The 17,751-nt window shown below is 73.1% G+C and carries 18 protein-coding genes; 13 read left to right on the top strand and 5 right to left on the bottom strand.

Going from position 1 to position 17,751, the window contains the following annotated elements; genetic code table 11:
• The first annotated feature begins 17 nt into the window (after nucleotides 1-17).
• From AB5J73_RS36790 to prcA, 3 genes are all read left to right on the top strand, one after another.
• Complete coding sequence (locus AB5J73_RS36790) at nucleotides 18-212, top strand: ubiquitin-like protein Pup (RefSeq protein ID WP_013226725.1); 195 nt, start codon at nucleotides 18-20, stop codon at nucleotides 210-212.
• Between the two features lie 111 nt (nucleotides 213-323).
• Entirely contained in the window at nucleotides 324-1,178 is an 855-nt protein-coding gene (prcB, locus tag AB5J73_RS36785) for a proteasome subunit beta (protein ID WP_370963421.1), read from the top strand.
• Between the two features lie 53 nt (nucleotides 1,179-1,231).
• A complete protein-coding gene (gene prcA / locus AB5J73_RS36780; protein ID WP_370963420.1) occupies nucleotides 1,232-2,032 on the top strand; it encodes a proteasome subunit alpha in 801 nt (266 codons plus the stop codon).
• Nucleotides 2,033-2,210: 178 nt separating this feature from the next.
• Here prcA and AB5J73_RS36775 read toward each other — a convergent pair whose 3' ends face one another.
• Entirely contained in the window at nucleotides 2,211-3,398 is a 1,188-nt protein-coding gene (locus AB5J73_RS36775; protein WP_370963419.1) for an alpha/beta hydrolase, read from the bottom strand.
• A 103-nt stretch (nucleotides 3,399-3,501) separates the two neighbouring features.
• Nucleotides 3,502-4,926, bottom strand: a complete 1,425-nt coding sequence (locus AB5J73_RS36770) for a bifunctional phosphatase PAP2/diacylglycerol kinase family protein (protein ID WP_370973441.1) — start codon at nucleotides 4,924-4,926, stop codon at nucleotides 3,502-3,504.
• A gap of 199 nt (nucleotides 4,927-5,125) precedes the next feature.
• Between AB5J73_RS36770 and pafA the strand changes: the two genes are divergently transcribed.
• Entirely contained in the window at nucleotides 5,126-6,484 is a 1,359-nt protein-coding gene (gene pafA, locus AB5J73_RS36765) for a Pup--protein ligase (RefSeq protein WP_125316382.1), read from the top strand.
• Between the two features lie 63 nt (nucleotides 6,485-6,547).
• On the top strand, nucleotides 6,548-7,570 hold the full coding sequence (locus AB5J73_RS36760) for a WD40/YVTN/BNR-like repeat-containing protein (protein WP_370963418.1): 1,023 nt from the start codon (nucleotides 6,548-6,550) through the stop codon (nucleotides 7,568-7,570).
• On the opposite strand, the gene AB5J73_RS36755 is transcribed toward AB5J73_RS36760, so the two are convergent.
• Both AB5J73_RS36755 and AB5J73_RS36750 read right to left on the bottom strand, forming a co-directional pair.
• A complete protein-coding gene (locus AB5J73_RS36755; RefSeq protein ID WP_370963417.1) occupies nucleotides 7,567-8,265 on the bottom strand; it encodes an SDR family oxidoreductase in 699 nt (232 codons plus the stop codon). The genes AB5J73_RS36760 and AB5J73_RS36755 overlap by 4 nt on opposite strands.
• Nucleotides 8,266-8,275: 10 nt before the next feature.
• Nucleotides 8,276-9,187 (bottom strand): NADP-dependent oxidoreductase, encoded by a 912-nt coding sequence (locus tag AB5J73_RS36750; protein WP_370963416.1) that lies wholly within the window; start codon nucleotides 9,185-9,187, stop codon nucleotides 8,276-8,278.
• A 108-nt stretch (nucleotides 9,188-9,295) separates the two neighbouring features.
• Between AB5J73_RS36750 and AB5J73_RS36745 the strand changes: the two genes are divergently transcribed.
• The 7 genes from AB5J73_RS36745 to AB5J73_RS36715 all read left to right on the top strand — a co-directional run bounded on the left by AB5J73_RS36745 (nucleotide 9,296) and on the right by AB5J73_RS36715 (nucleotide 14,206).
• Nucleotides 9,296-9,727 (top strand): helix-turn-helix domain-containing protein, encoded by a 432-nt coding sequence (locus AB5J73_RS36745; protein ID WP_247023272.1) that lies wholly within the window; start codon nucleotides 9,296-9,298, stop codon nucleotides 9,725-9,727.
• A 10-nt stretch (nucleotides 9,728-9,737) separates the two neighbouring features.
• Nucleotides 9,738-10,721, top strand: coding sequence for a helix-turn-helix transcriptional regulator (locus AB5J73_RS36740; RefSeq protein WP_370963415.1), 984 nt, complete (start codon nucleotides 9,738-9,740; stop codon nucleotides 10,719-10,721).
• Nucleotides 10,718-11,698, top strand: a complete 981-nt coding sequence (locus tag AB5J73_RS36735) for a helix-turn-helix transcriptional regulator (RefSeq protein ID WP_370963414.1) — start codon at nucleotides 10,718-10,720, stop codon at nucleotides 11,696-11,698. The genes AB5J73_RS36740 and AB5J73_RS36735 overlap by 4 nt, the downstream gene beginning before the upstream one ends.
• 10 nt (nucleotides 11,699-11,708) lie before the next feature.
• A complete protein-coding gene (locus AB5J73_RS36730; protein WP_370963413.1) occupies nucleotides 11,709-11,921 on the top strand; it encodes a bacteriophage holin in 213 nt (70 codons plus the stop codon).
• A 31-nt stretch (nucleotides 11,922-11,952) separates the two neighbouring features.
• Nucleotides 11,953-12,267 carry a Sec-independent protein translocase subunit TatA gene (tatA, locus tag AB5J73_RS36725; RefSeq protein ID WP_160700787.1) on the top strand — a complete coding sequence of 105 codons (315 nt, stop codon included), beginning with the start codon at nucleotides 11,953-11,955 and terminating at the stop codon, nucleotides 12,265-12,267.
• A gap of 86 nt (nucleotides 12,268-12,353) precedes the next feature.
• On the top strand, nucleotides 12,354-13,325 hold the full coding sequence (gene tatC / locus AB5J73_RS36720) for a twin-arginine translocase subunit TatC (RefSeq protein ID WP_370963412.1): 972 nt from the start codon (nucleotides 12,354-12,356) through the stop codon (nucleotides 13,323-13,325).
• A complete protein-coding gene (locus tag AB5J73_RS36715) occupies nucleotides 13,325-14,206 on the top strand; it encodes a diacylglycerol kinase family protein (protein WP_370963411.1) in 882 nt (293 codons plus the stop codon). Before tatC ends, AB5J73_RS36715 begins: the two co-directional genes overlap by 1 nt.
• Here the strand turns inward: AB5J73_RS36715 and AB5J73_RS36710 are convergent.
• Nucleotides 14,203-14,778: a hypothetical protein gene (locus tag AB5J73_RS36710; RefSeq protein ID WP_370963410.1), complete on the bottom strand. Its 576-nt coding sequence runs from the start codon at nucleotides 14,776-14,778 to the stop codon at nucleotides 14,203-14,205. The genes AB5J73_RS36715 and AB5J73_RS36710 overlap by 4 nt on opposite strands.
• 148 nt (nucleotides 14,779-14,926) lie before the next feature.
• On the opposite strand from AB5J73_RS36710, the gene AB5J73_RS36705 reads away from it, so the two are divergent.
• On the top strand, nucleotides 14,927-17,704 hold the full coding sequence (locus tag AB5J73_RS36705; RefSeq protein WP_370963409.1) for a DEAD/DEAH box helicase: 2,778 nt from the start codon (nucleotides 14,927-14,929) through the stop codon (nucleotides 17,702-17,704).
• The last annotated feature ends 47 nt before the right edge of the window (nucleotides 17,705-17,751 follow it).

Raw genomic sequence — 17,751 nt, 5'->3', positions numbered from 1 at the left:
CCACACCGGGAGGCGAGATGGCCCAGGAAAAGATCGAAAAGCACGGCGGTGGTGACTCCGACGAGGAGTTCGACGACACCGGCGCGGCGGGTCAGGAGCGGCGCGAGAAGCTCGGCGAGGACGTCGACACGATCCTCGACGAGATCGACGACGTGCTCGAAGAGAACGCCGAGGACTTCGTCCGGGCCTACGTGCAGAAGGGCGGCGAATAGCCGCACCGGGGCACTGCGCCCTTGCCGACCGTTCAGCCGGCGGCCGGGGTTCCGCGTGGCCGTTGGCGCGCGCGGGGCTCCGGCCCGCACAGATGGGACTTTTGAGCACGTATGGACAACACCAGGGGCATCTCGGGTCCCGCGCTGCCTGCCGCGTACTTCTCGTCGGCGACTTCGTCGTTTTCGGACTTCTTGCGGGTACAGGCGCCGGAGCTGCTTCCGGAGCGGCGGGTGACGGGCGGCGTGGCCGAACTGGGCGTGCCGCACGGGACGACGATCGTGGCCTGCACGTTCGCGGGCGGTGTGCTGATCGCGGGTGACCGGCGGGCGACGTCCGGGAACCTGATCGCGAGCCGCGACATCGAGAAGGTGCACGTCACCGACGAGTATTCGGCGGTCGGCATCGCGGGCACGGCGGGGCTGGCCGTGGAGATGGTGCGGCTGTACGCGGTCGAGCTGGCGCACTACGAGAAGATCGAGGGCGTTTCGCTGTCGCTGGACGGCAAGACGAACAAGCTGGCCGGCATGGTCAAGGCGAACCTCGAGATGGCGATGGCCGGGCTGGCGGCCATCCCGCTGTTCGTCGGGTACGACCTGGAAGCCGAGGACGCCAAGCACGCGGGCCGGATCGTCTCGTACGACGCCGCGGGCGGCCGCTACGAGGAGAACGGCGGCTACGCGGGCATCGGCTCGGGTTCGCTGTTCGCGAAATCGGCGTTGAAGAAGCTGCACGACCCGGACGCCGACGCCGAAGGCGCGGTGCGGGTGGCGGTCGAGGCGCTCTACGACGCGGCGGACGACGACACCGCGTCGGGCGGGCCGGACCTCGTGCGGCGGATCTTCCCGAGCGTCGTGACGATCACCGCGGAGCACGGCGCCGTGCAGCTGCCGGAGTCGGAGACCGCGGCCGTCGCCGAGGCGGTCGTGCAGGGCCGGATCGAGCGCCAGCAGCGTCGGCTGGCCTGAGCCGGAGCCGGACCAGTGAACGTAGGAACACCGGAAGACCTGGAGCACACACCGTGACGATGCCGTTGTATGCCTCTCCCGAGCAGCTGATGCGGGAGCGTTCCGAGCTGGCGCGCAAGGGCATCGCGCGCGGCCGGAGCGTGGTGGTGCTGAAGTACGCGGGCGGCGTGCTGTTCGTGGCGGAGAACCCGTCGGCGACGCTGCACAAGGTGTCGGAGATCTACGACCGCATCGGCTTCGCGGCGGTCGGGCGCTACAGCGAGTTCGAGAACCTGCGCGTGGCGGGCATCCGTCACGCCGACCTCAAGGGCTACCAGTACGACCGGCGCGACGTGAGCGCGCGGGCACTGGCGAACGCCTACGCGGCGACGCTGGGCAGCATCTTCACCGAGCAGCTGAAGCCGTTCGAGGTCGAGGTCTGCGTCGCGGAGGTCGGGGCGAGCTCGGCGGAGGACCAGCTCTACCGGCTGACCTACGACGGGTCGATCTTCGACGAGCCGCAGTACGTGGTCATGGGCGGTCAGAACGAGAAGATCGCGACGAAGCTGAAGGAAACCTTCGAAGACGGCCTGGACCTGCAGGGCGCGCTGAGCGTGGCGGTGGCCGCGCTGCGAACCCCGAGCCAGCCCGCCACGACGACGTCGTCCTCGTCGTCTTCGTCCGCTTCGTCGTCGACGGCGGCCGCGGCGAACGGCAACGGCGAGGCCGACCCGATCAAGCTGGAGGTGGCGGTCCTGGACCGCGACCGCCCGCGCCGCGCGTTCCGCCGCCTGACGGGAACGGCCCTGGACGCGCTCCTGCCGGTCCCGGACCCGGCGGGCGAAGAGCCGGAGGCGAAGCCGGAAGGCGAGTGAAGTCCCGAGCGGAACGGGGCGTGGCCGGTGGCCGCGCCCCGTTCGCGCGTTCAGCGGCGGCGTGGAGGCAGGCGCGGTTCCCGCTCGGTGACCCGGCCGGGCGCGGAGCCGGCCCGGCCAGGCGGGGCCGGCGATCCGCCGGGGGACCCGTGCCGGGTGAGGCGGGGCCCGCACCCCGTCAGGAAGTCGCCGGCGAGGCCCGGAAGTTCTGGTCGGCGAACGCCAGCAGGTACGGCAGCGTCGCCCTCGCGGTGTGCCACGTGTGGTTGAACCCCCGCTCGGCGTGCACCACCGCCTCCTGGCCGCGGGCACGCAGGGCGTCCGCGATCCGGTGGGCGGTCGTCACGTCGGTCGGCGCGCCCGTGCCCACCGCCAGCATCACCGAGATCGGCGCCGTGAACTTCATCGTCGGCAGGTACCGGCGCGGCGTGTTGGCGGCGATGGCGGCCTGGTCGCCGCCGAGGATGCCGACCGAGTCGTTGAGGTCGTCGTAGGGCAGGGCGATCACCAGTGCCGAGAACTCGTCGACGTGGTGCAGCCCGATGTTCAGCGCGCCGAAGCCGCCGCCGGACATGCCGCCCAGTGCCCGGTGACCGCGGTCGGCGAGGGTGCGGTAGCGGTGGTCGACGGCCGGGACCACGGTCGCCGTCAGGTACGTCTCCAGCTTGGGGCCGCCGGGGACGTCGAGGCACTCCCAGTCGGTGCTGGGGTTGCCGGCGGTCAGGTCGACGCTGACCACGATCATCGGGGCGATCACGCCGGCCTGCTGCAGCGCCAGGAGCGTGCCGGGCGCGTCGCCGGAGGTCAGCCAGTCGCGGGGGCCGCCGAACGGGTAGCCGTGGATGAGGTAGACGACCGGGTAGCGGCGGGCGGTGTCCTGGTCGTAGCCCGGCGGCAGGACGACGTAGTTGCTGCCCGACGGGACGCCGTGCGCCGGGTCGGGCACGCTCAGCACGTCGACGCGCTGGCCGCCGGCGGTGGCCGGGGCGCTGGGCCGGGGCGCGGACGGGGCGTCCTTGCCGTCGTCGAGCAGGCGCCCGGCCAGGTTGGCCGGGCCGGGGCCCTTCTGGAGCAGGCGCGCGAGGTCGTCGGTGGTGCGGACGTACCCGACGTAGCTGTTCAGCGCGGTGACCGCGGCGAGCAGCAGGAGCACCCCGAAGGCGGTGAACCCCCAGCGCCGGACCCGGCGGCGGTACCAGAGCGCGACGACCACGGCGAGGACGGCGACGGCGGCCGAGGCGAGCGCGAGCCAGATGAGCGGGGACTCGAGCGGGCCCAGGTCGCGGGCGCGGGCGGTGACGTCGCCCGGCAGCACCGGATCGGCGGCGACCCCGTGGAAGGCGCGCGCCACCCCGTGCCCGTCCATCTCATCCCCGCTCGTCCCCTGGCCGCGGGCATGATCACCCGCATCTCGATCGCGAAGCTAGCCAGTGGTCCCTGTGGGTTCGTTGAGAGAAGGTAAAGCGCGGCTAAAGGCGGTAGATGGTGAGCGCGCTGGGGCGGGACCGGAAGCGGAACCGGTTGCCGAGCGGGCCGACCTCGCCGTCGGTGGCGACGCGGCGGTGGCCGTCGAGCAGCTCGACGTCCAGCTCGGGCAGGTCGAGCTCCTGGTAGACATGGCTGGCGGCCAGGGTGCGGGTGAGCATCGCCGCCAGGAACCGGGCGCGCGAGTAGGGCAGGTCGGCGCGCAGGTAGCGGATGTCCAGCAGCCCGGTGTCGAGCGCGGGCCGGCGGCTGGGCGCGAACCCCTTCGGCGCGTACGTGCCGTTGCCGACGAACAGCAGCCACACCTGGGTGAGCTTGCCGTTGAGCCGGACGGTCAGCGGCTTGGCGTGCCGCAGCGTCCTGGCCAGCGCGATCGCCGCGGACGGCCACTTGGGGTGCTTCTCCTGCAGCTTCTCGCGCAGCCGCACCATCTCCGGGTAGCCGCCGAGGCTGGCGGTGTTGACGAACCAGCGGTGCGCGGACGCGTCGTTCCCGTCGATCCGGACCTCGCCGAGGTCGATGCCGACGGCGTTGCCGATCTCGGTCGCCGCGTCCGCGTCGGGCATGGAGCTGACGCCGACGTCGCGGGCGAAGTGGTTGAGCGTGCCCGCCGGGATCAGGGCGAGCGGCAGGTCGCGCTCGGCGGCGACCGCGGCGACCGCGGCGACGGTGCCGTCCCCGCCCGCGACACCGAGTGCCCGGACCGTGCCCCGAGCGTCGATCTCGCTTTCGAGCTGGGCGATCAGGTCCTGCTCGGGGTCCGGGTAGAGGATCTCGGCCTTCGGCCAGGCGTGCCGGGCGTCCTCGGTCGGGTCCTGGCCGTCGATCCCGGACTTCGGGTTGACCAGCACGAGCATGTCGTCGCCGTCGACCATCTCGGGCGCGTCGGCGTCGTGAGCCGTGCGGGCGGGGACGTCGTCGTGCAGCGGCCACCAGTGCCGGGTGGCCAGGCCCACGCCGGTGCCGATGGCCAGGCCGACGCCGACGTCGGAGGGCCAGTGCACGCCGGTGTGCACCCGCGAGTAGGCGACGGCCAGCGCCAGCGGGGCCACGGCGAGCCCGGCTCGCGGTGACTCCAGCGCCACCGCCGTCGCGAAGGCGGCCGCGGACGCGGAGTGCCCGGACGGGAACGACGACGAGGTGGGCCGTTTCCGCAGGCGGCGGTGCATCGGCACGGCCTCCTCGGCCGGGCGGCGGCGCGGGAACAGCGGTTTCCCGAGGAGGTTCGCCGCGGCGCTGGCCCCGGCGATCGCCACGACCCCGCGCAGCGCGGCCCGCCGGGTGGGACCCTGGCGCGCGGCGAGCAGCGCCGCGACCCCCCACCACAGGCGCGACTTGTTCGCCGATCTGGACAGCGCCATCAGCGCGTCGTCGGCTTTCGTGGCCGGCAGGGCGGCGCTGCGCCGCATGAGGGCGCGGTCGGTGCGCCCGACCCGCCGGAAGGCCTGGATGAGCTGGTGTGTCAAGGAGTCGCCTTCCGCGGTACGTCAAGAGCAGTGCTCCAATCGTGCCTGAATCGGGGAGTTTTCACCGTCTGTGGCATACCGGGGGCGTGTCGACGCCCGAACGGCGCACCGTCGAAGGGGGTCCAGCGCCTACTCTGGTGGAATGCAGCGGCGGATCTTTGGCATCGAGACCGAGTTCGGGGTCACGTGCACCTTCCACGGACAGCGCAGGCTCTCGCCCGACGAGGTGGCGCGCTACCTCTTCCGGCGGGTCGTGTCGTGGGGACGCTCATCGAACGTCTTCCTGTCGAACGGCTCCCGGCTCTACCTGGACGTCGGCTCGCACCCCGAGTACGCGACGGCCGAGTGCGACGACCTGGTCCAGCTGGTCACGCACGACAAGGCCGGGGAGCGGATCCTCGAGGACCTGCTGGTCGACGCCGAACGGCGGCTCGCCGACGAGGGCATCGGCGGCGACATCTTCCTGTTCAAGAACAACACCGACTCCGCGGGCAACTCCTACGGCTGCCACGAGAACTACCTGGTCACGCGCGCGGGTGAGTTCTCCCGGATCGCGGACGTGCTCCTGCCGTTCCTGGTGACGCGTCAGCTCATCTGCGGCGCCGGGAAGGTGCTCCAGACGCCGCGCGGGGCGGTCTACTGCCTCTCCCAGCGTGCGGAACACATCTGGGAGGGCGTCTCGAGCGCGACGACCCGCTCGCGGCCGATCATCAACACCCGCGACGAGCCGCACGCCGACGCCGAGCGCTACCGGCGCCTGCACGTCATCGTGGGCGACTCGAACATGGCCGAGCCGACGACCATGCTCAAGGTGGGCTCGGCGAACCTGGTGCTCGAGATGATCGAGGCCGGTGTCCAGTTCCGGGACTTCACCCTGGACAACCCGATCCGGGCGATCCGCGAGATCAGCCACGACCTCACCGGCCGCCGCCAGGTCCGCCTGGCCGGCGGGCGCGAGGCCTCGGCGCTGGACATCCAGCGCGAGTACCACGCCCGCGCGGTCCAGCACCTCAAGGACAACGGCTCGACGCCGGCCAACGAGCGCGTCGTCGAGCTGTGGGGCCGGGCGCTGGACGCGGTCGAGCAGCAGGACTTCGGCAAGATCGACACCGAGATCGACTGGGCGATCAAGCACCGGCTGGTCGAGCGCTACCGGCACAAGCACGATCTGGACCTGTCCAGCCCGCGGATCGCGCAGCTCGACCTGGCCTACCACGACATCCGCCGTGGCCGGGGCATCTTCGACCTGCTGCAGCGCAAGGGCCTGGTCCGCCGGGTCACCGACGACGGCGAGATCGAGGCCGCCAAGGACACCCCGCCCCAGACGACCCGCGCGAAGCTGCGCGGCGACTTCATCGCCGCCGCCCAGGCCGCGGGCCGCGACTTCACGGTCGACTGGGTGCACCTGAAGCTGAACGACCAGGCCCAGCGCACGGTCCTGTGCAAGGACCCGTTCCGCTCGGTCGACGAGCGCGTGGAGCGCCTGATCAGCTCGCTCTAGTCCCGCCCACCCGCCCGGCGTTCCCTACGAAAGTCGCCGGGCGGGTGCGGCAGGATCTCCCGCATGCGTGTCGTGCTGCTCGTGCTCGCCCTGCTGGTTTCGGTCGCGGTCCCGGCGTCGGCGGGGGAGCACCCGCCCACGTGGGAGCTGAAGCCGACCGGCGTCACCGCGCAGTTCCGCGGCCTCTCCGCGGTCAGCGCCCGCGTCGCGTGGGTCAGCGGGACCCAGGGGACCGTCCTGCGGACCACCGACGGCGGGGCCTCCTGGAAGTCCGTCGGGCCGCCCGGCACCGAGGCGCTCCAGTTCCGCGACATCGAGGCCTTCGACGCCGAGCGCGCCGTGATCCTCTCCATCGGCCCCGGCACCGACTCGCGCGTCTACCGGACCGACGACGGCGGCGCGCACTGGCGCCGGACGTTCCAGAACACCGACGCGGCCGCCTTCTACGACTGCCTCGCGTTCTTCGACCCGTGGCGCGGCCTGGCGATGAGCGACCCGGTCGACGGCCGGTTCCGGGTCCAGGCCACCTTCGACGGCGGCCGCAGCTGGCGGCCGGTTCCCGACAGCGGCTTCCCGCCCGCGTTGCCCGGTGAGGCGGGCTTCGCGGCCAGCGGCCAGTGCGTCACCACGTCGGGGCCGTTCGACGCCTGGCTCGCCACCGGCGGCGGCGCCACCGCCCGCGTCCTGCACTCCGGCGACGGCGGCCGCCACTGGACCGCTTCCGGCACGCCGTTGCCGAGCAGCCCCTCGGCGGGCGTGTTCGCCCTCGCCTTCCGCTTGCCGTCCCAGGGGGTCGCGATCGGCGGCGACTTCGCCGCCCCGGACGCGCCGGGCCCGGCGGTCGCCCTGACCGGTGACCGCGGCCGCACCTGGACCACCCCGGGGCAGTACCCCGCGGGGTACCGCTCCGGGCTGGCCTGGCGCGGCGGGACGGTGCTCGCGGTCGGCCCCGGCGGCAGCGACGTCAGCCCCGACGGCGGGCGGCACTGGACCCGGTTCGACACCGGCAGCTTCGACTCCGTGGCCTGCGCCGGCGCCGCCTGCTGGGCGAGCGGCGCCCAGGGCCGGGTGGCCCGGCTCCGCTAGAGCACTTGGCCGGTCGGGCGGACCATGATCTCGTTGACGTCGACCGAGGGCGGCTGCTGGAGGGCGTAGAGCACCGCGCGGGCGATGTCGTCCGCCGCCAGCTTCGGCTTCTTGCGCTGCTCGTCGGTGAGGATGTCGGTGTCGGTGATGCCCGGGTTGATCAGCGTGACCCGGACGCCGGTCCCGACGGCCTCCTCGCGGATCGCGCCGGCCATGCCGGTCACCGCCCACTTCGTCGCCGAGTAGAGGCTGCTGTTGCGGATGTAGCGGCCCGCGACCGAGCCGGTGATCAGCAGGTGCCCGGCGGTCTCCTTGAGCGCGGGCAGGGCGGCACGGGCGGTGTAGGCGGCGCCCAGGACGTTGGTGCGGACCATTTCCGCCCACGCCCGCGGGTCGGGGTCGTCGGTGCCGAAGAACGACGTCCCGACGCCGATGCCGGCGTTGGCGAAGGCCGCGTCGAGCCGCCCGAACCGCGCGACGGTCTCGTTGACGGCGCCGGAGACGCTCGGCCAGTCGCCGACGTCGGCACCGAGGGCGAGCGCCCGGTCTTCGCCGAGCTCGGCGGCGAGACCCGCGACGGACTCGGCCTTGCGCGCCACCAGCGCGACCTTGAACCCGGCTCCGGCGGCCAGCCGCGCGGTCGCGGCGCCGAGCCCGCGCGAGGCACCGGTGATGAGGAGTACGCGATCATCCATGCGGTCCAGGCTAGGGAGTCAGGACGAGCCTGCCACGCAACCCGCCCCCGGCCAGCCGTTCGTGCGCGGTCGAGGCCTCGGCCAGCGGGAGCACGCCCGCGACCCGCGGCGGGAGGATCCCGGCCAGCTCGGCGAGCCGCTCGCCGTCCGCGCGGATCCAGACGTTGCGCACGCGGACGCCGCGCAGCGGGATCGGGGCGGCACCGGCGGCGAAGGCGACGAACTCGCCACCGCCCCGGACGGCGTCCAGCGCGTCCAGCCCGAGGAGCGCGGTGTCGAGGACGGCGTCCGCCCCGCCGGGGACCAGCGCGCGGACGCGGTCGGCGAGGGCGGGACCACGCGGGAGGAACCCGTCGGCGCCGAACTGCCTGACGAGGGCCTCGTCGGCTTGGCCCGCGACGGCGACGACCTGCAGCCCCCGGGCGTGCGCGAGGGCGACGGCGTACCCGCCGACCGCGCCCGCCGCCCCCGTGACCAGCACTGTCCCGGTGGTCTCGACGAGGTCGAGTGCCTGCGCGGCGGTCAGCGCGTTGAGCGGGAGCGTGGCCGCTTCGACGAGGGGGACGCCGGCGGGCGCGAGAGCCACGGCGGAGGCGTCGAGAACGACGTAGTCGGCGTAGGCGCCGAGCGGGAGGGCGATCCGGTCGCGCAGGCCGATCACGGTGTCACCGGGCCGGAACCGGGCACCCGTGCCGGCGGCGTCGACCTCCCCCGCGACGTCCCAGCCGAGCCCGAGCACCTCGCGCGCCGGGATCACCCCCGCCCCGGTCAGCGCCCCCGAACGGGTGGCCGCGTCGACCGGGTTGACCGCGGCCGCGGCCACCCGGATCCGCACCTGTCCCGGGCCGGGCGCCGGGACCGGCACCTCGGCGAACTCCAGGACCTCCGGTCCACCGAACCGCCGGACCACCACCGCACGCATCTTCGTCCTCCTTCGCGTCCGAACTCCTTCCCGGCGACCGTATGGGGAGCTACTCTCCATCAGGAAGTACGCACTCGCAGGTTCCCCACGTACCCGGAGGTTCGCCCGGTGCCCACGCGCACGGCGGAACAGCGGCGGCACGCCGAAAAGGCCGCCTACGACGCCTACCTCGCCGCCTGCCCGACCCGGAAGCTGCTGGACGAGATCGCCGGCAAGTGGGTCAGCCTGATCCTGGTCGCGCTCGGTGACGGGCCGCAGCGCTACAGCGACCTTTCGCGGCGCATCGCCGGGGTCAGCCAGAAGATGCTCACCCAGACCCTGCGGGTGCTCGAACGCGACGGTCTCGTGCACCGGGAAGTCACGCCTTCGGTGCCCGTCCGCGTCGACTATTCCCTTACGCCGCTGGGGGAATCGCTGCGGGCGCTGGTGGCCGGGTTCAAGGACTGGGCGGAGGCGAACTTCGACGCCGTCGACGCCGCGCGGACCGATTACGACGCGCGTACCCCGGACCTCACGATCGGGCCGGGCGGCGCGGGCTAGGCTCTACCGGGTGTCCACCGCACGCGCCGAACGGCTGGTCAATCTGGTGCTGGCCCTCCTGTCCACCCGGCAGTACCTCACTGCCGAGCGGATCCGCGGCATCGTGCCCGGGTACTGCGACGCGGCCAGCGACGAGGCCTACTTCCGGATGTTCGAGCGGGACAAGACCGAGCTCCGCGAACTCGGCATCCCGCTGGAGACCGGCCGCAACTCCGCGTTCGACGCCATCGAGGGCTACCGCATCGCCCGCCGCGACTACGAACTCGGCGAGATCGACCTCGCCCCCGACGAAGCCGCCGCGGTCGCGCTCGCCTCGCGGCTGTGGGACTCGCCGGAGCTGACCGGGCAGGCGCAGGGCGCGCTCGTGAAGCTGCGCGCCGCCGGCCTGGAGGTCGACGACCAGGCGCCCACCGTCGTCGAGCCGCGCGTGCGCGCCGAACCGGCGTTCGGGCCGCTGCTGGCCGCGGTCCAGAGCGGGCAGGCCGTGCGCTTCGAGTACCGCCGCAGCGGCTCGCCCGAGCGCATCATGCGGACGCTCGAGCCGTGGGGCGTGGTGTCGTGGCGCGCCCGCTGGTACGTCGTCGGGCACGACCGCGACCGCGGTGCCACCCGCTGCTTCCGGCTCTCCCGCGTCACCGGCCAGGTCCGCACCGTCGGGAAGCCGGGCGAGGTGCGCCGTCCCGAGGGCGTCAACCTGCTCAAGCTCGTCACGGCCACCGGCGGCGGCGAACCGTCGCCGGTCACCACCGCCCGGGTCTGGGTCGCCGACGGCCGCGCCGCCGGGGTCCGCCGCCGCGGCGCCGTGGTCGGGCGCGCGACCGTCGACGGGGAAGAGGGCGATCTCGTGGAGATCGGCCTGCTCTACCCGGAGTCGGCGGCCGACTGGATCAGCGCGCAGGGTCCCGACGTCGTGGTGCTGGAGCCGGACGTGCTGGCGAAGTCGGTCCAGGACCGCCTCGAAGCCGTCGTCGCCCGGCAGGTGAGCGTGCGGTGAGCGGGTCCACCGACCGGATGCCGAGACTGCTGGCGCTCGTGCCGTACCTGCTGGCGCGTCCCGGCATCCGCATCGACGAGGCGGCGCACGACTTCGACGTCACGCCGAAGCAGCTGCGCAAGGACCTCGAGCTGCTGTGGATGTGCGGGCTGCCCGGCTACGGCCCCGGCGACCTGATCGACCTGTCCTTCGAGGGCAACACGATCGTCGTCACCCACGACGCCGGCATGAACCGCCCGCTGCGGCTCACCGGCGGCGAGGCGACCGCGCTGCTGGTGGCGCTGCGGGCGCTGGCCGAGACGCCGGGCGTGGTCGACGGCGACGCCGTCCGCCGGTCCATCGCCAAGATCGAAGCCGCGGCCGGGCAGGCCCAGCCCGCCGGCGTGGTCGTCGGCGGGGGAGTGCGCGAGGGCGAGAAGACCGCGCGGACCCGCGAGGCGGTGGCCGGCGCCCTGCAGGACGGGCGGGCGCTGCGGATCCGCTACTACACCGCGTCGAAGGACCAGATCACCGAGCGCACGGTCGACCCGATGCGGCTGCTGATCGTCCAGGCGGTCGGCTACCTCGAGGCCTGGTGCCGCCGCGCCGAGGGCGTCCGGCTGTTCCGGCTCGACCGGATCGACGAGCTGACGGTCCTCGGCGAGCCCTCGCGGCCGCCCGCGCACGCGCACCCGACCGACATCTCCGACGGTGTCTTCCGCGAGCGTCCCGATCAGCGGGAGGCGGTGCTGGTCCTCGACCCCGACGCACGCTGGGTAGCCGAGTACTACCCGTGCGAGGAGCTCGACGAGCTCGCGGGCGGCCGCCTGCGGATCCGGATGCGCTACGCCGACCAGTCCTGGATGGTCCGCCTGGTGCTCGGTCTGGGCGGGGAAGCGCTGGTGGAGAGCCCGGCCGACCTCGCGTCCGATGTCGGACGCCGCGCCGCCGACGCGGTGGCCCGAGCCCGTCACCTTCCGTCAACCTGTCACCACTAGGCTGGTGCGCGTGCCGTACCTGCCCACCGTCGTGCTCGCCGCGATCGGCCTGCTGCTGCTCGTCGTCCTGCTGGTGCGGACCGCCAAGGTCTTGCGTGCCTTCCGGCGGACCGCAAGCATGGTGGCGGAGAACACCCAGGACCGGGCGGGGTTGATCCGCGCCCGGTCGGCCGCGCTGCGCGTCGCGTTCGCGGAGCGCCGCCGGAAGCCCGAAAACCAGTAACATCCCTACCAGACGCAGATAGGAGGCCACCATGCTGAACGGATTGCAGCCGTGGCATTTGATCATCCTGGTGCTCGTCGTCGTGCTGCTGTTCGGGGCCAAGAGGCTTCCCGACGCGGCCCGGTCCATCGGCAAGTCCATGAAGATCTTCAAGGCCGAGACCAAGGACCTCACCGGCGACAAGGCCGCGGCGACCGAAGACGCCGAGCCCGCCGAGACGAAGCAGATCCCGGCCAAGCCCGCCGCACCCGCTTCGACCGACCAGCAGGTCGCCGACCTGCAGCGGCAGCTCGACGAGCTGAAGAAGCAGCAGGCCGCCGACCAGCCGCAGAAGAACGCCAGCTGAGCGGCTAGGCCACACCCGGTCCCCGGTCCACGGAGCGCGCCCTGAGCGGCGCGCTCCGGCGGACTCCGACGAGACAGGAACAACCCGTGGCGGAATCCGCCTCCGGAAACGGTGACAGCCGTCGGTCCAAGCGGCGCAAGCGCAGCCGTCGCAGCAACCCCGACGGGACGATGACGCTCATCGAGCACATCTACGAGTTCCGCCGCCGCCTCGGCTTCGCGATGCTCGCGGTCGTGATAGGCGGGATCCTCGGGTTCATCTGGTTCGGCACCAAGATCGGTCCGATCCCGTCGCTCGGCGACCTGGTGAAGGACCCGTACTGCGCCATCCCGCCGAACCGGCGGCTCGACAGCGCCGAAGGGTGCCGGCTGCTGCAGACCGTGCCGTTCGAAGCCTTCATGACACAGCTGAAGGTCGGCATCGCGGCCGGTGCCGTGCTCCTCTCGCCGGCTTGGCTGTACCAGCTCTGGGCGTTCATCGCGCCCGGTCTGTACAGCAAGGAGCGCAAGTACGCGCTGACGTTCGTCGGCTTCGCGTCGGTGCTGTTCGCCGCGGGCGCCGTGCTCGCCTACATCCTCTTCCCGCACGCCCTGCAGCTGCTCATGGGCTTCGGGCAGGACGCGTTCGTCACCGCGCTCACCGCGGACAAGTACATCTCGTTCCTGCTGTCGCTGCTGATCATCTTCGGGATCAGCTTCGAGCTGCCGCTGCTCGTGGTGATGCTGAACCGCGTCGGCGTGGTCAAGTACGTGCAGCTGAAGAAGTGGCGGCGCGGCATCGTGTTCGCGCTGTTCGTCTTCGCCGCGTTCGCCACCCCCGGTTCCGACCCGTTCTCCATGCTCGGCCTCGCCGGCGCGCTGACCGTGCTGTTCGAGATCGCCGTCCAGATGGCGCGCTTCCACGACCGCAAGCTCGAAAAGGCCCGCGGCGACGAAGGCTGGGACAAGCTCGCCGACGACGAGGCGGCGCCGTTCGACTACACGCCGAGCACCATCGACGACGAGCCGTCCACCCCGACCGCCTCCGGCGGCCGGTCGAGCACCGACGACGTCACGTAGTGGGGATCCACGCCGCGCTCGCCGTGCACCCGGCCTCGGGGCACGGCGCCGCCGCCCGGATCGCGGACACGGTCGCGGAGCGGCTGCGCGCCGCCGTCGACCGGCTCGACGTGCTGGTCGCGAACTCCGTCGAGGAGTCCCGCGAGCTGATGCGGACCTCCCACAGCGCCGGGCTCGACGTCCTGGTCGTGCTCGGCGGTGACGGCGCCGCCCACCAGGGCGTCCAGTTCTGCGCCAACCACGACGTGGCGCTCGGCCTGGTCCCGGCGGGCACCGGCAACGACTTCGCCCGCGCCCTCGGCGTCCCGGCCGAGCCCCTGGCCGCGGTCGACGCGCTGGTGGCGGCCCTGAAGTCGGGGGCGCGGCGGCGGATCGACCTCGGCCGGATCGGCGACACGTGGTTCGCGACCGTGCTGTGCGCCGGCTTCGACGCGAGCGTCAACGAACGCGCCAACCGGATGCGCTGGCCGTCCGGGCCCCGCCGCTACGACCTGGCGATCCTGGCCGAACTGGCGTCCTTCCGGTCCCGGCCGGTGGTCGTCGACACCGGCACCGGCCGGATCGAGCTCGACGCGACCCTGGTCGCGATCGGCAACACCCGCTTCTACGGCGGCGGCGTCCCGATCTGCCCGACGGCCGACCCCGAAGACGGCGTCTTCGACGTCACGATCATCGGCCACGCCACCCGCCGCGGCCTGATGCGGATGCTCCCGGGCCTGCGCACCGGCAAGCACGTCACCCACCCGGCGGTCCGCACCCTGCGCGCCCGCTCGGTCGCGCTGACCGGCAACAACTGGCCCGCCTACGCCGACGGCGAGCCGCAGGGCACGGTCCCGGTGACGGTCAGCTGCGTCCCGGGCGCGCTGACGGTGCTGGCTTAACGGTCGTAGCCGCCCGCGCGCGCCACCAGCTGGCGGAAGTGGTCCGGGGTCAGCAGGCGGCCCGCGTCGGCGAAGTAGACCCCGCCGCAGCGGTGGCAGAACCAGCCCTGCTCCCAGACCTGCCGGGCCGCCGGAACGCCCTTCCGCTGCTTCCGGTGCGCCCGCACGCGGCGGGCGTAGAGCCAGACCAGCACGCCGACGGCGAGGTACACCCCGAACGCCGGCAGCGTGAGCACCGCGTAGCCCAGCGCTTTCGCGCCCTCGCCGCCGGGCGGCGGGTCGTCGGCGGCCGAGAACGGCAGCAGCAGGAAGCAGCTCCCGACCAGCGCGAGCACGATCATCGCCGCCATCAGGCCGCCGCTGCGGCGGGGTGGGGGAAAGGGGTCTAGGGAGCGGGCGACCGCGGTGACCGAGACCCCGCTGACCTGGCTGCTCGTGTAGACGACGCCGTCACCGGCGGGCACGGCCACCATCGGGCCCTGGCCCCGGTAGAAGGAGTGGCCGCCGTGGTAGACCGCCGGCACGTGCTGCACCTGGTCCAGCTGCCCGCAGCTCGGGCACGGTTCGGTCATCGGGACCTCCTTCCGCCGCTCCGACGCACCCGCCCGTGATCCGGTTCCCGTAGCCGATCTGTGTGTATAACGCCCTATACCGCGGGGCGCGCCACGCCGTCGGTCACGCGGCGTGCGGAACGGCGGGGGGATGTGAAACCCTGACGAGGTGGCCAGTAGCCCTTCTCCGTCCCCGGCCGAGGCCTATGCGGCCTCCTCGCGCCGCGGGAAGTACCCCCAGCTGACGCGCTTCGCCGCGGAGGCGTCCTTCGAGTTCGACGAGTTCCAGATCCGGGGGTGCCAAGCCCTCGAGGGCGGCCACGGCGTGCTCGTCTGCGCGCCCACCGGGGCGGGCAAGACCGTCGTCGGCGAATTCGCCGTGCACCTGGCGCTGGCCGAGGGCCGCAAGTGCTTCTACACCACGCCGATCAAGGCGTTGTCGAACCAGAAGTACGCCGACCTGGTCGCCCGCTACGGCGCCGACGCCGTCGGCCTGCTCACCGGGGACACCTCGCTCAACGGCAACGCCCAGGTCGTCGTGATGACCACCGAGGTGCTGCGCAACATGCTCTACGCCGGCTCCTCGACGATCACCGACCTCGGCTACGTCGTCATGGACGAGGTCCACTACCTCGCCGACCGCTTCCGCGGCGCGGTCTGGGAAGAGGTGATCCTGCACCTGCCCGAGCACGTCCGCGTGGTCGGGCTGTCGGCCACCGTCAGCAACGCCGAGGAGTTCGGCGAATGGCTGGTCGAGGTGCGCGGGGACACCACCGTCGTGGTCGACGAGCACCGGCCGGTCCCGCTGTGGCAGCACATGCTGGTCGGCAACCGGCTGCTGGACCTGTTCGCGGGCGAGGACACCCACCTGCCCGGCGCCGAGCTGCGGATCAACCCGACCCTGCTGCGCCGCACGGAGGAGATCGGCAGGCAGTACGCGCCCGCCGGGTTCCGCGGCCCGCGCGGGCGGCGGGGCGCGCCGCCGCGGATGCCGCGGTTCCGGCCGCCGTCGCGGGTCGACGTCGTCGAGCAGCTGGACCGGGCCGGGCTGCTGCCGGCGATCGTGTTCATCTTCTCCCGTGCGGGGTGCGACGCCGCGGTGGCGCAGTGCGTGCGGTCCGGGCTGCGGCTGAACGGCCCCGGCGAGGTCGAGGAGATCCGCCGGGTGATCGACGCGCGGACGTCGGAGCTGCCCGAGGGCGATCTGGGCGTGCTCGGCTACTGGGAGTGGCGGGAAGCCCTCGAGCGCGGCATCGCCGGCCACCACGCGGGGCTGCTGCCGGCGTTCAAGGAGACCGTCGAGGAGCTGTTCGTCCGGGGTCTGGTGAAGGTCGTGTTCGCGACCGAGACCCTCGCGCTGGGGATCAACATGCCGGCCCGCACGGTCGTCCTCGAGCGCCTGGTGAAGTACAACGGCGAAGCGCACGTCGACCTGACGCCGGGGGAGTACACGCAGCTCACCGGCCGGGCCGGGCGGCGCGGGATCGACGTGGAGGGCCACGCCGTCGTCGCGTGGCAGCCCGGGGTCGACCCCAAGCAGGTCGCCGGGCTCGCGTCGACCCGGACCTACCCGCTGCGGTCGTCGTTCCGGCCCGGGTACAACATGGCCGTGAACCTGGTCGCGCAGGTCGGCGCGGCCGAGGCGCGGGAGCTGCTGGAGCAGTCGTTCGCCCAGTTCCAGGCCGACCGGTCGGTGGTCGGCACCGCGCGGCGGATCGAGCGGAACAAGGAAGCGCTCAAGGGGTACGCGGCCGCCATCACCGGCGACTTCGACGAGATGCTCGAGTACGTCGAGCTGCGGGCGAAGATCTCGGCGCGGGAGAAGGCGTTGTCCCGGCAGAACACCGCGGTGCGGCGGGCGGGGACGGCCGAGTCGCTGGAGAAGCTGCGCAAGGGCGATGTCATCGCGGTGCCGGCGGGCCGTCGTGCCGGGCTGGCCGTGGTGGTGGACCCGGGGCTGGACCCGATCCGCGAACCGCGGCCGGTCGTGGTGACCGAGGACCGCTGGTCCGGGCCGCTGTCGGTGGCCGACTTCCCGGCGCCGGTCGAGGCGCTGGGGCGGATCAAGCTGCCGCGGCACATCGAGCTGCGTTCGCCGAAGACCCGCCGCGACATCGCTTCGACGCTGCGCAACGCCGGGATTTCGTTGCCTGGCAGGCAGAAGCGGCGGTCCGGGGCCAACGAGGACGGGGAGCTGGCGGCGCTGCGGCGGGCGTTGCGCGCCCACCCGGGCCACGGGCTGGCCGAGCGCGAGGCGAACCTGCGCTGGGTCGAGCGGTACCAGCGCCTGACCGCGGAAACCCAGCAGCTGGAACGGAAGGTCGCCGCGACGACGCACTCGCTGGCGCGGGCGTTCGACCGGATCCTGGCGCTGCTCGGGGAACGCGGGTACCTGGGCCCGGAGTCGGCCGGGGACGGGGAGGACCGCGTCACCGAGCACGGCCGGCGCTTGACCCGGCTCTACAGCGAGTCCGATCTGCTCGCGGCCGAGTGCATCCGGCACGGTGTGTGGCAGGGCCTGGGCCCGGCCGAGCTCGCCGCGGTCGTGTCGACCCTGGTGTTCGAGGCGCGCCGGGACACCGCGGGCGAGCCGCGGCTGCCCGGGGGCGCGGTGCCCGAGGCGTGGCAGGAGACCGTGCGGCTGTGGGTGGAGCTGACCGAGGACGAGCGGCGGCACCGGCTCGACCGGACGCGGGAGCCCGACGCCGGGTTCGCGTGGCCGGTTTATCGGTGGGCGCGCGGGGAATCGCTGGAGAAGGTGCTCAGCGCGGCCGAGGCGAACGGCCAGGAGCTGTCGGCGGGTGACTTCGTGCGCTGGTCGCGCCAGGTGATCGACCTGCTCGACCAGATCCGGGACGTGCTCGGCAAGGCCGATCCGGTGGGTGCGGCGGCGGCGGACGCGGTGAAGGCCCTGCGCCGTGGTGTCGTGGCCGCGGGTGCCGCGTGAACTCCGTGTTAGCCCTGCTCCAAGCGGCGCAGGTGGTGAGCGTGGAC

Source organism: Amycolatopsis sp. cg9, from assembly GCF_041346945.1.
Taxonomy (GTDB): Bacteria; Actinomycetota; Actinomycetes; order Mycobacteriales; family Pseudonocardiaceae; genus Amycolatopsis.
This window is presented reverse-complemented; position numbering and strand designations above follow the sequence as displayed.